General features: G+C 54.8%; 8 protein-coding genes. 5 read left to right on the plus strand and 3 right to left on the minus strand.

The window, feature by feature from the left end:
- Positions 1-72 precede the first annotated feature (72 nt).
- From rpmA to ACLHIJ_RS04220, 3 genes are all read right to left on the minus strand, one after another.
- Positions 73-327 carry a 50S ribosomal protein L27 gene (rpmA, locus tag ACLHIJ_RS04210; protein ID WP_411297476.1) on the minus strand — a complete coding sequence of 85 codons (255 nt, stop codon included), beginning with the start codon at positions 325-327 and terminating at the stop codon, positions 73-75.
- Positions 328-375: 48 nt separating this feature from the next.
- The gene (gene rplU, locus ACLHIJ_RS04215) at positions 376-681 is read right to left on the minus strand and encodes a 50S ribosomal protein L21 (protein ID WP_411297494.1); all 306 of its coding nucleotides are present in this window, start codon (positions 679-681) and stop codon (positions 376-378) included.
- A gap of 549 nt (positions 682-1,230) precedes the next feature.
- On the minus strand, positions 1,231-4,023 hold the full coding sequence (locus ACLHIJ_RS04220) for an Rne/Rng family ribonuclease (protein ID WP_411298524.1): 2,793 nt from the start codon (positions 4,021-4,023) through the stop codon (positions 1,231-1,233).
- A gap of 492 nt (positions 4,024-4,515) precedes the next feature.
- Here ACLHIJ_RS04220 and ACLHIJ_RS04225 point away from each other — a divergent pair, with 492 nt between their 5' ends.
- From ACLHIJ_RS04225 to ACLHIJ_RS04245, 5 genes are all read left to right on the plus strand, one after another.
- Positions 4,516-6,009 carry a cytochrome ubiquinol oxidase subunit I gene (locus ACLHIJ_RS04225; RefSeq protein WP_411297478.1) on the plus strand — a complete coding sequence of 498 codons (1,494 nt, stop codon included), beginning with the start codon at positions 4,516-4,518 and terminating at the stop codon, positions 6,007-6,009.
- A 10-nt stretch (positions 6,010-6,019) separates the two neighbouring features.
- Entirely contained in the window at positions 6,020-7,156 is a 1,137-nt protein-coding gene (cydB, locus tag ACLHIJ_RS04230) for a cytochrome d ubiquinol oxidase subunit II (protein WP_411298525.1), read from the plus strand.
- A 103-nt stretch (positions 7,157-7,259) separates the two neighbouring features.
- Complete coding sequence (gene cydD, locus ACLHIJ_RS04235; protein ID WP_411298526.1) at positions 7,260-9,068, plus strand: thiol reductant ABC exporter subunit CydD; 1,809 nt, start codon at positions 7,260-7,262, stop codon at positions 9,066-9,068.
- Complete coding sequence (locus ACLHIJ_RS04240; RefSeq protein WP_411298527.1) at positions 9,065-11,002, plus strand: amino acid ABC transporter ATP-binding/permease protein; 1,938 nt, start codon at positions 9,065-9,067, stop codon at positions 11,000-11,002. Before cydD ends, ACLHIJ_RS04240 begins: the two co-directional genes overlap by 4 nt.
- A 43-nt stretch (positions 11,003-11,045) precedes the next feature.
- Positions 11,046-12,683, plus strand: a complete 1,638-nt coding sequence (locus tag ACLHIJ_RS04245; protein WP_411297482.1) for a GAF domain-containing protein — start codon at positions 11,046-11,048, stop codon at positions 12,681-12,683.
- The last annotated feature ends 319 nt before the right edge of the window (positions 12,684-13,002 follow it).

Genomic DNA, 13,002 nt, shown 5'->3' on the forward strand with positions numbered 1-13,002 from the left:
GGTATCACTCAGATAACACCATAAAAAATAAGGGGCGAAGAGCAATGCCCTCCACCCCTCGTGTGTTTGCGTTTAGGCGGTTGCCACAACACTCACGACTTTGCGGTTGCGCTTAACTCCGAAGTCAACCGTACCGGATTCCAACGCGAACAAGGTATCGTCCTTGCCACGACCGACGTTATCGCCCGGGTGGTACTTGGTGCCACGCTGACGCACGAGGATTTCGCCCGCATTGACAGCCTGACCCGCGAAGCGCTTAACGCCAAGACGCTTGGCGTTAGAATCGCGACCGTTGTTACTGGAGCTCGCGCCCTTCTTGTGTGCCATCTGTAGACCCTCTTTTCCGTTAAAGACTTATGCGATACGCCGAGGAGATTACTCGATGCCCGTGATCTGCAGGCGGGTCAACTTCTGACGGTGACCCTGGCGCTTACGATAACCAGTCTTGTTCTTGTACTTGACGATGGAGATCTTCGGCCCCTTTTCGTCACGCACGATTTCCGCGGTGACCTTAGCAGAGATTCCATCGGCAGACGTGGTTACCTTCTCGCCATCGACGAGCATGATGGGCTCTAGCTCGACCTTGTCTCCAGATTCGCCTTCCATCTTGTTCACAACCACTATGGAACCGACGGACACCTTTTCTTGGCGGCCGCCCACTTTCACAATCGCGTAAACCACGTTTAGCTCATCTCTGTCGATTCGGATGCACCCGAAAGTGCCTTGAATTCTGATCGCTTCCGGCAGCGTCATCAAGAAACATCACTGCCAAAGCGCCAAGTCACGATTCTACTGAGGCAAATGAGAATGGACAAGTTAGCGAACCGCGATTATCACCACACTTAACCATCCGCGTGTCGGTTATTCGCGCAGCTATCGCCACATTCCCGCTGAGGTAGCGTTGCTCAGAACTACCTGCACCTATAAAGAGGACCAGAGTTACTACTCGGGTTTCGCTCCTATTCCTCCCGCTTCACAGGTATCTGCGCGGCTGCTACTCGCCGCATATAGGCGCCGCAACCAAGACAGAGCGATAAACCGAAGGCTTACCTCTTATCCCTGCGTGCGCGCACTAGATCCGGCTCTTACCATGCGCTTTTATTGAGCGTACAGCTCTCTTCTCTGCGCATGCCGCCTTAAAAGGTTTACTCCCCTTAAGTGGATAGCCGCTGTCAGATGACTCTTGCCAGATGACGGCCGCGCCATCTAGCAGTCAGCCAATGCAGCAGCCTACTGCGTCACCGGAAAGGACATAATCGCCGACGAACCCGACGACGCTGGCGTAATCGTTCCCGAGGAGGTTACCCGCCGCCGTGACGATCGCGTCGTGCGCGAAGCGGTAGCCGGCTTATCCGAGGGCTCGACCGCAATACCTGAGGGTTCATTACCGCGCGAGGTATCGTCGTCGTTATCTTGTATCCCAGTAGCGCGCACAGTTTCCTGCGTCGATTCTCCTGCTTGAGTATCGGTGGATACTCGGCGCGTGCGAGTCCGTTTCTTTTCGCCGCTACGCCCAGCGGATTTTTCCCGATCTGCACCTGAGCGTGAACGACGAGAACGCGATGTGTTTTCTGCTGTTCCCTCCGAAGAACCCACTACCGGCTGCGCGTACTTTCCCTGATTTACTGTTGGCGCTGCCGCTTTTTCTGCTAACTCTCGCTGTGCTCCATGCTCTGCGTCACTGGCAGATCCGGAATCTCCATCTCCGTTAGCAGAACGGCTAGCTGCCGCCTTTTTCTTTCCAGCTCCCGCAGCCGTGGATTCCTTTTTTCGCCCGGTTTTTGCCGTCGTATTCGCACTGCGCCGACCCCGACGCGGTTTTTCCTCCGCTTGACTCGCTGCACTGTGTTCGGTTACCTGCGCGCCATCATTCGCCTCTCCCGCAGTTTCCGCTGCATGAGCCGCACCATTATCGCTAGTTTGTTCATGCTTTTGCGAAGCAGCCGCCGCGATATTGGCCAGAGCTGCCCGAACTTCGTCATGCTTAGGATCAGGCTTTTCCTCTACCACTGGCGTATTCTTGCGACGCGACGTCACCCGCGGCGAGTGCCCCTCAGTTTCGGCACGCTCTACTGGATTTTCATGCGTGATGTATCCGCGCCCGTCACAGGCTTCACAGGTCGTGGAAAAGGCCTCAACAAGCCCCTGCCCCACTCGTTTACGGGTCATTTGCACCAGCCCGAGTGAGGTCACCTCGGCAACTTGGTGGCGTGTACGATCCCGACCCAAACATTCGATAAGCCGCCGTAAAACTAGGTCGCGATTCTGTTCCAGAACCATGTCAATAAAATCAATGACGATGATTCCGCCAATATCGCGCAACCGCAACTGCCGCACGATTTCCTCTGCCGCTTCCAAGTTATTGCGCGTTACCGTCTCTTCCAGGGTTCCCCCTGAGCCGGTGAACTTTCCCGTGTTGACGTCAATAACCGTCATCGCCTCAGTGCGCTCGATAATGAGCGAACCACCTGAGGGCAAAAAGACTTTGCGGTCAAAGGCCTTCGCCAACTGCTCATCAACTCGATGTCGGGCGAAAATGTCCTCATTGCCTTGCCACTGGGTCAACCGTTCACTTAGCTCAGGCGATAGCTCCCTGACGTACTCAGAGATCGTCTCCCATGCTTCATCTCCGGAAATGACGAGAGATGTGAAATCTTCATTGAAAATATCTCGCACGACGCGCACTGCCAGCTCAGGTTCACCCTTGAGTAACGACGGTGCGTTCTTTGAGGATTTGGACTTCGCCTGGATATCTGCCCAGGCTTTCATAAGCCGATCGACGTCGCCCTGGAGTTGCTCTTCCGTCGCTCCTTCTGCTGCAGTTCGCACGATAACGCCATGCTCACTGGGAACAATCTTCTTCAAAATCGTCTTTAGGCGGGCGCGTTCCTTTTCTGGGAGTTTGCGCGAAATTCCCGTCATCGATCCACCTGGCACCAAGACGAGATGACGCCCCGGGAGGGTGACTTGCCCCGTGAGACGCGCACCCTTATGCCCAATCGGATCTTTCGTGACCTGGACGAGGACCGTATCGCCAGATTTCAAGGCGTCCTCAATCTTGCGAGCCTTATTGGCCATACCCACTGCATCCCAGTCAACCTCGCCGGAATACAGCACTGCATTGCGCCCTTTTCCGATGTCAACGAACGCCGCCTCCATTGACGGCAAGACGTTTTGCACCCGCCCCAGGTAGACGTTACCGACCATAGAGGTCTGCGTATGCCGAGCTACATAATGTTCAACCAATACACCATCTTCTAAAACGGCAATCTGGTTCAGACCGTTTTGTTCACGAACCAGCATCGTTCGATCGACGGCTTCTCGGCGAGCAAGATACTCTGACTCAGAAATTGTTTGCCGACGCCGCCCCGCCTTTCGACCTTCCTTGCGGCGACGTTTCTTCGCTTCTAAACGCGTTGACCCTTTTGGCGCCGCTACTCCGTCATCCTCAGATTCTTCTGCGGAGCGCCGACGGCGCCGACGGCGAATCGTGGCCGTTGCCAAGCCACTTTCGGTGCTTTCTTCTGACGTAGAGCGTTCTGTGTTCTCATCGCTATCGACTGCGGAACGTTCCGCCGACTCCATCGCTTCTGTATCAGCTACACGCGAGGCGCGAGCCGTGCGAGAACGTTTGCGTACCCCCGAGGTAACGGAAGTAGAAAGCTCAGCTCCAGCTTCCTCATTATCAGCACTTTTCTTTTTTGCTGTTACTCGCTTTGACCGGCGCTCAGTTGACTCATCTGCGGAGCTAGCCGTTATTGGCTGGACTTCTCCTGACCCCTCAGAGCGGGACCGACGGGAACGGCGACGAGGACCGCCATCTTCTTCCACGTCTTTCACAGCCTTAGCAGTCAATGGCGTTTGCGCACTCAGGGGATGAGCAGAGTCAGCGCTCTCCTCATCCCGATGCTTACGCCGCGAGCGGATCGCCCGCGTCATATCTGGCTCTTGGAACAGCAGTGCCGTGACTGGCGCACTGCGCATTGCTGCCTTTTCGGCGGTATTTTCGGCATAATCTGCCATGGGTATCCCCTTGCCGGCGCTGGTATGCATCAAAACCTTTCGCCGTGCGTTCGTCGTAACTCGCGTTACGGAAGCTTCTTATGAGATGCGGCTCGCCTAGCTGGAAGAATCGTTCAGCGCTGCGGGCGTAGCCCACGAGTCGATGCTCACTCGCATATTCCAGTTCCTCATTCTATACCCTTTCCTCGCAGCGCGGTATCTCCGGCGACATGGAATATCAATAGCGCAACCATAAAACAAAATCAGGACCTATGACCTATCTACTTTCGATTCTGCCAAAATTGTGTGCACTGTTACTAAATCTAGGACGTTCGACGCATCCTTTCGAGACGCATCCGCTTTCATGTGTGAGTTAAGATTGCCTGTATCTGATGACCATATCTTGTGCGCATCGCCGTTGGGCACACCGTCCGATCCGCACAAGATCCTCTCGGCTATGCCGAACACAAGCGACCACGCTCGCTTCACTACACACTCGGAAAGGTAACTCTGATGGATGTCTTAGACCTTTCACGGTGGCAGTTCGCAATTACAACGGTCTACCACTTCTTGCTGGTACCGCTCACAATCGGACTTTCGCCACTCGTGGCAATCATGCAGACCAAGTGGCTGCGCAGCGGAGAAACCAAGTGGCTGCGTATGTCCGAGTTCTTCGGAAAATTATTCCTGATTAACTTCGCACTTGGCGTCGCCACCGGCATCGTCCAGGAATTCCAGTTCGGTATGACCTGGTCTAACTACTCGTTATTCGTCGGTGATATTTTCGGCGCACCACTTGCATTCGAAGCCCTACTCGCCTTCTTCATGGAATCTGTATTCCTCGGCGTGTGGATCTTCGGTCGTGGCCGCATTTCCCCCAAGGCTCACACTATTTCGATCTGGCTGGCCGCGTTGGGTACCAATATCTCAGCACTATTTATTCTTGCCGCCAACTCGTTCATGCAAAATCCGAATGGTGCAGTATTCAACCCCGAGACAGGTCGCGCCGAACTTGACGGGATGGGCGGCTTCCTCAAAGTCGTCTTCTCCCCCACGACGCTCTACACCTTGCTACACACCATTGCTGCCTCACTGATGGTAGCCGGCACCTTAATCTCCGGTGTCGCAATCTGGTGGATCGTTCGTTGCGTCAAAGCCGGCAACGAAGTGGAAGCTCGCGAATTCTGGAAGCCTGCCGCTCGTTTCGGTTTGAAGGTACTCGCCGGAGCCGGTATTCTCGCCGTCCTATCTGGGCACTTCATGGGCCAGCACATGTACGAGATTCAGCCAACGAAGATGATTGCCGCCATGGGCATCGCCGAGTCAGGCGAATCGCAGAATCTCGGCCTCGTTATGCTCGGTACCGAACTGACCGAGGATTCCGTCGTGAAACTGCCGATCCCTGGTTTGGAATCCTTCATGGTGACAGACCACTTCTCTGGTCCGGACTCAAAGTTGATTGGCGCTAAGGAGATTCAGGATACCTTCGAAAAGCTCATGCCATCTGAAGATAATCCGAACTACCTGCCCAATCCATTTATTGCGTTCTACTCGTTCCGAGTCATGATGGGGCTGGGATTCGTTTCCATTGCCTTGGCCTTCCTCGGGCTGGCGCTATTGCGAGGCGATAGGCTCATCACTGAGAAGAAGATTGCATCCTTGTTTGTCTGGACGATTCCGCTTCCCTACCTGGCCTCCACTTTCGGCTGGATTTTGGCAGAAATGGGTCGCCAGCCCTGGATCGTTTATCCAAACTTTACCGATGCCAAAGCACCTGGAGCGGTTCGCCTCCTGACCGAGCAAGGCGTTTCCGACAACGTTCACTCGGTGGAAGTATTCATCTCCATGATTATCTTCACCTTGCTCTACGCCGTACTCGGCCTCGTGTTCTTCAAGCTCATCGTTCGCTACTCCAAGGAGGGCATCAACCCTGCTCAGCCACTCTTGCTTGAGCAGAAGCACTCCAAGGTTGTTGACGATGACGTCAAACTGAGCTTCGCATACTAAGGAGGACGACGTGGAACTGTCATTCTTACAATTAATCTGGTTCGTCCTCATCATTGTGCTGTGGATCGGCTATCTGACCCTAGAAGGGTTCGGATTTGGTGCCGGTATCTTGCTCAAGGTACTTCCCCGCAATGAAAAAGAGCGCCGTCTGTTGCTCAACACCATTGGCCCGCACTGGGATGGAAACGAAGTATTCCTCCTAACCGCTGGCGGCGCTACTTTCGCCGCTTTCCCCGCCTGGTACGCCACCATGTTCTCTGGCATGTACACCGCGTTGGTTTTGGTCTTAGTGCTGCTCATCCTGCGTATTTCTGCACTGGAATGGCGTGGCAAGATCAACTCTGATCGCTGGCGTGCCGTCTGGGATAATCTGCATTTCATCTCCGCTGCCTTGGCTTCCGTCGTCTGGGGTGTTGCCTTCGGTAACCTCGTCCAGGGCATGAAGATCGAAGTTGGTTCGTATGCCACCTACGGCGCTGGTGACTTCCAGGCTGTTGACCCCAGCACAGTGGAAACCGCCGTGGCACACGGTGCCAAGCATTACATGACGGGTGGATTCTTCTCTCTCTTCACCCCGTTCACGATTCTCGCTGGCGTCGTCGTATTACTCTTGTTCCTCAGCCACGGTGCCCTGTGGCTAACGATCAAGACGAAAGGCGATTTCCGCACCCGTGCGCTGGCCTTGGCTAAGAAGATTACCGTGGCCGCCACTGGCGTCACCGCAGTGTGGGCACTGTGGGCACAGCTCGCTTACTCAGACGCTATGTGGGGCTGGATTGCTCTGCTCCTCACCGCTGGCGCGCTAATCACCACCTGCTTGATGACCCTGAAAGAGAAAGACATCGCTGCATTCTTCTGCTCTTTCGGAGCACTCGCAATGGCCGTGGTGTTCATCTTCTCGACCTTCGGTGCTAATGCTCTGAAGTCCTCTATTAATAGCGCATACAACCTGACGCTTATCCAGGCGTCAGCAACAGCGCCAACTCACACCGTCATGCTCATTGCGGCAATTATCTTCGTGCCAATCGTCGCGGTGTACATGATCTGGTCGTATCTGGCATTCTCCTCGCGTTTGAGCGCGGAGAACATGTCAGACCGTCCATCGGGTCTTGATCCTAAGCGAATCCGCGAATTCGCGGCCGCCTAGTATCTGCAATACAGAATTAAGGGAGCGCAGGCTAAGCCTGCGCTCCCTTATCGCTTTCTCCCCTGCTCCTTTATAGAATGTGGATATTCCACAAGGGAGACGTATGAAACCTTTTGATCCTCGATTGCTGCGCTACGCGCGAGCGACACGCATGTACCTCGCTTTCCTCGTCATTCTTGGCGTACTCAACACAATCCTCATAGCCGCACAAATCATTTTGATCGCGCATGCCTGTGCCACAGTTTTCTACGCAACGGCAACCATCTCGCATATCACTCGCTGTGTACTCGGTTTAGCCGGTATATTCGCCCTGCGTTTTGCCTTGACCTACATTCAAGAAGCCTACGGGCACCGCGCCGCGCTGAAAGTTATCACAGATCTACGCACGCAAGTTCTTCACCACAGCGCACGCCTCGGGGATCGCTGGCTTTCTGGAAACACAACGCATACTGTAACTCTAGCTACTCGCGGATTAGATGATCTCGAAGCGTACTTTGTTCAATTCCTACCGCAGCTTTTTCTCTGCGTCACAGCCATGCCAGCCTTAATCCTTACCCTGTTTTATTTCGACTGGATCGCTGGCTGCTTTGTGATTGCCTGTATCCCCCTCGTCCCAGTTTTCATGATCCTCATTGGGCAGATGACAGCAAAATACTCCGCAGAGCGGCTATCAACCATGCAGCAACTCTCGGCTCAACTTCTCGACCTTCTCGCTGGATTAAGTACCCTGAAAGGCCTCGGGCGAGAGCACGGGCCGGAACAACGCGTCGCCAACCTCGGCACACAATTCGCCCGCAAGACGATGCAGACCCTCTACGTCGCATTCCTTTCGGGCGCTGTTCTCGAATTCTTAGCCACACTATCTACCGCACTTGTTGCTGTTAATATCGGTTTCCGCATGGTCGGCGGATCGGTTCTCCTGTACACCGGGCTCGTCGTTATCATGCTCACCCCCGAGATCTTCAAACCATTGCGTGAGGTCGGATCGCAATTTCACGCCTCGTCAAACGGGATCGCCGCAGCTGGAAAAGCCTTCACAATTCTTCAAACCACCGTTATCGAACATCACGGTACGCTTCCCGTACCTGATCTGCGCACAACTCCGCTGAGAATTCGCAACCTCAGCGTACATGCTCCAGGGCGCGCAACCGTCGCCCCAGCTCAACTCGATGCTGATATTCTTCCGCAACGCATTAACGTACTTTCCGGCCCATCCGGCTCCGGAAAATCCACAACCGTTCACGTTATCCTCGGACTTCTTGAGCCGACGGAGGGCGAGATTCTTATTGGAGATACTCCCCTACGCGAGATAGATCGACGCCAATGGTGGAGTCATATCACCTGGGTCCCACAGCGTCCGGCGATCATGCCCGGAACCGTACTCGATAACGTCTGCCCAGAGGCAAAAGAAATCACTCCCGAGTTGACGGCCGCAGCTCAGCAAACCGGACTAGATAGCGTTATTTCCCGCCTTCCCCAGGGGTGGCACACTCCAATTGGGCATCGCGGAACCGGATTATCTGTTGGTCAACGCCAACGGCTTGCGCTGACTCGTGCCCTCCTTTCTACATCCCAGATCGTCATTCTCGATGAACCTTCGGCGCATCTTGATGCGATAAGTGAAACGTATATTTCTGAAGTCGTTCGCCAGATGAAAGCCTCTGGCCGAACAGTTATCGTCATTGCTCACCGTCAGGCCATTACACAGCTTGCCGATCACGTGATCGCCATCCATAGCGATCACCGCGATATTAACGACGAGATTCGCAACCAACAGGCCCGCAACCAGGCACGCCATATCGTCGAAAATATCGTCTCCCAGCGCGCTGACTACGCTATTCCGCAGCAATGGGCACAGGCAGATTCCAGTGGACTAAGAAAGCCCGATGTATCCCCGAAGGAGAACGCATGAGTGTCCTGACCTCCAACGAACGCCATGCCCTCGTTCGGGCAATCCGATTGCTGAATTTCGATAAAAAGAAATTTCTGTGGGCAGTCCTTGCTGGCGCCGGTGCGGTCGGCTCAGGCTTGGCCCTGGGGGCAACCTCTGCCTGGCTCATTGCTCGGGCCGCCCAACTTCCGCCGGTACTCACCCTGTCAGTTGCTGCTACCGCAGTACGCGCCTTCGGCATTGGCAAGGCGCTCTTCCGCTATCTTGAACGGATTGCCTCACATTGGGTAGCCCTGTACGGCATGAGTAACCTGCGCACTCGCCTGTACGATATCTTGGCGCACGCCCCGACGGATGCTGTTACCGCTATCAAACGCGGCGATCTTCTCGCTCGTACCGGATCCGACGTCGATGATGTCGGTGAATTCATCGTCAAATCGCTACTACCAGCTACTGTTGCCACCATTATTTCCACCCTTGCGGTGGGAGTGATCGCTTTCCTCAGTATCCCCATCGCAATCGTTCTCTTGCTCTGTATGGTGCTATCAGGAATCGTCTCCCCGTATATCGCCATGCAGGCCGCACGCATGGAACAGCGCTCGCACATTCGCTATCGGGCAGATCTGAATGCCCTATCCCTGACAATGTTGGAATCCGCTGCCGAGCTCCAGGTCAGTGGGCAAATGGAAGCGATAGACGCAGCACGTCACGATGTGGAAAATCGTCTCCATGCTAGCCGCGACCGCAGTGCCCGCGCAGCCGCTTGGGCCAAGGCAATTGACCTATTAGCGCTCGCTTTAGCCGTGCTTGGCGCATTGTTCATCGGCACCCGCCAGGTCGCTTCTGGGGATCTCAGCGGGATTAACCTAGTAGTCTGCGTCCTGACACCTTTGGCGGCATTTGAGGCGACTCAACGTATGATTGGCGCAGCCACCCAGCTTGTGCGCTCGGCGAGCGCAGCAGAACGCATTATTAGCCTCCTCGACAGCGCACAATACAACGCACGAGGCTCACAGGTAACCCACCGTTCCTCTTCTGCACGTCATAACACAGCAGATCACTCGGGCGATACAAAGCAAGAATCAGAGTGTGATGCCTCCGCCGATTCCTCCGGTGTATCCGCCATGTTGGCACAGCCAACACCGCTGCCTGAGGTTGGCCGCTCTAACTCCACTACTACCAATAATGCCTGTGGCAACGTTGAATTTTCCGCTGCTGACGGGGCAGCTCTTATAGCCCGTGATCTCGTCATCGGCTGGCCTGACGGCCCAGATATTGCCGGACCAATTAATCTTGAGTTACGTCCAGGGCATAGTATCGCCATCGTCGGAGCCTCGGGTATCGGAAAATCAACACTCCTATACACCTTAGCTGGAATGATTCCGCCGCATAGCGGGCTATTGACCTTGAATGGGCGAGCGCCTGCCAGCGTCGATCGTCGCGAGATCTCCCACGAGATTACCCTTACCGCAGAGGACGCCCACGTCTTTGAAACCTCCGTCCTGGAAAATCTACGGGTAGCCCGCGCAGATATTGATTCCGATACTGCCCGGCATCTTCTAGAACGCGCTGGATTAGGTTCGTGGCTAGAGCAACTGCCCAATGGGGTCGAAACCATGCTCGGCTCCGATGCCACCTCAATCTCTGGCGGAGAGCGGCGTCGCCTCCTGCTCGCCCGCGCTTTAGCTGGTCAGTCTACCTTCATGTTGTTAGATGAACCTGGCGAGCACCTCGATACGCATACTGCAGATCAGCTCATCCGCGATCTGCTGCGCACATCGCGCGATGGTCATGGCATTATCGTCGTCACGCATCGCCTCACCCCACTTGATGAAGCCGATGAGGTAATTATGCTTGGCGAAACGGGAAAGGGCGTAGGTATCCTCGCGCGCGGCACACACCACGAATTGCGTGCACAACTACCGCAATATGACTGGTCCCTCAATCGCGAATGACTGCCCGATAAGCTAGCGACGAGGACGAAGAGAAGGGAAAGCTATGCGGTACGCGCCTCCGGAAGATGTTTTTCATCATGCCTTACGTATCTCGGGCACACTTGACCGAGTTGCCGCGCTACAAGAGCTCATCCGAGCTGGCTGTCATATCACTGGCGCACGTTTCGGAGCAGTCAACGTCCTCGATTCTCATGGGGAAACCATTGAGTTCATCCAGTATGGCGCCCGAGAAAACGAACCTGCCGTCATTCCCCATCCGCGTATCACTGCTGATGCGTTCACTGGACTCCCCCACGATTCCTGGCTGATCCACAATAGCTTCGACATTCGAGAACTGCCCGACGGACATCCCACATTGCGCAATATGCTGGGTATTTCGATTATCGTCAATGAACAAGTGTGGGGGCGGTTATATCTATGTGATAAACCCACGGATTTTTCTTCCACCGACGGAGAACACGTTGAGTTCCTAGTTGCCGCAGCCGCGATTGCAGTGGTCAATTCACAGCGTTATGCCGACGCCGAAAATCGAGCTCGGTGGCTAACTGCCTCGCAAATGATTATGTCAAGTCTTTTAGAAGGCTCAGATGAAGATGAAGCCTTAGAGACCATCGCTCATCAAATGCGTCTCGCTTCTCGCTCCGACGTGGCAATAATTATTTTGCCGTCCATCCAGCAAACCTGGATCTCTGAAATTGTCGATGCCGACGATCCCGCCGAATCTCATGCACTAATTGGTCTGGCATTTCCACCGGAGGGGCGCGCCCGAACCGTCATGCGAGAACAAAGCGGCGTGGTTGTGGACTCTATGCAACGACTACGAACGGTGCGCGTGACGGCACTGCGCAGATTCGGACCAGCCCTTTATACCCCAATGGTGTCTCATGGTGTTGGGCGAGGAATCATCCTGTTGTTGCGTTATCCTGGCCGACGTGAATTCAACCTACATGATCTATCAATGGCAGAAAATGTGGCAAAACAGGCCACTATCGCCATTGAACTGGCAGAGGCGCGCCACGCCCAAGAAGTTGCAGCGGAATTAGATGAACGTGCCAGAATCTCACGTGACTTGCATGATCTTGCTATCCAGCAGCTCTTTGCCTCCGGTATGCATATCACCGCAGTCCGAGAAGAAATGGATAAACGGCAACTCGGCCCAGAGATCACCGACGCATTAGATGACGCAATCAGCGCCATTGATGACTCCGTCAAACAGATCCGCCATATTGTTCACTCGCTACGGGATGGCGGCTCCTCCGCCACGCTGGTATCTCGGCTCCAACATGAAACCTCAGTTGCTCGCCAGGCCCTCGGGTTTGCTCCATCATTGGTGGTGCGATACAACGGGGCAACCCTATCAGCCCCGGACGATCATCTCATTGACGATGCGGTCGGCAGCGATATTGCTGATGATGTTGTTGCCGTGGTTCGCGAAGGGCTTTCGAATGCCGCTCGACACGCGAAAGCTGCCTCCGCCTTTGTTGATCTGGCTGTTTGCTCCCACGACGTCATCATCCGCGTCATTGACGATGGGGCTGGTATCGCCCATACCCGCGAACGCCGCTCTGGTCTATCGAATCTTGCGGCCCGTGCCCGCCGCCATCATGGCACATTCACTATCGGAGTGCGCGATGATGGGCGTTCAGGCACTATGCTCGAATGGCGAGTACCTCTGCAGTAATCCGCTGATAGCTAGGCAGCATTGCGCTAGCACAATATCGTGTTGTTAGTGGCTGTGGATTTTGCGTTGTTGCAGCGTAGCGTTGTTATTGCCGCATGTGATACGCCGAGGCGCTTGCATGTGCCAGCCTGAATGCGCCAGCATGCCTGCCGTATTCTTTCTCATCCCGGCAAAAATAATCAGGGTAAAGAAAACAGAGCACTCACCATATACGCCTATGCCGCGGTGCGCACAGCAATCTACGTAGCCAGTACTAGCCCACACACAAAAATACAGCGAAACCCGCGCCCTTTCTATATCGGATTTTGGGCGCGGGACG

Source organism: Trueperella sp. LYQ141 (genome assembly GCF_046599555.1).
Lineage (GTDB): Bacteria > Actinomycetota > Actinomycetes > Actinomycetales > Actinomycetaceae > Trueperella.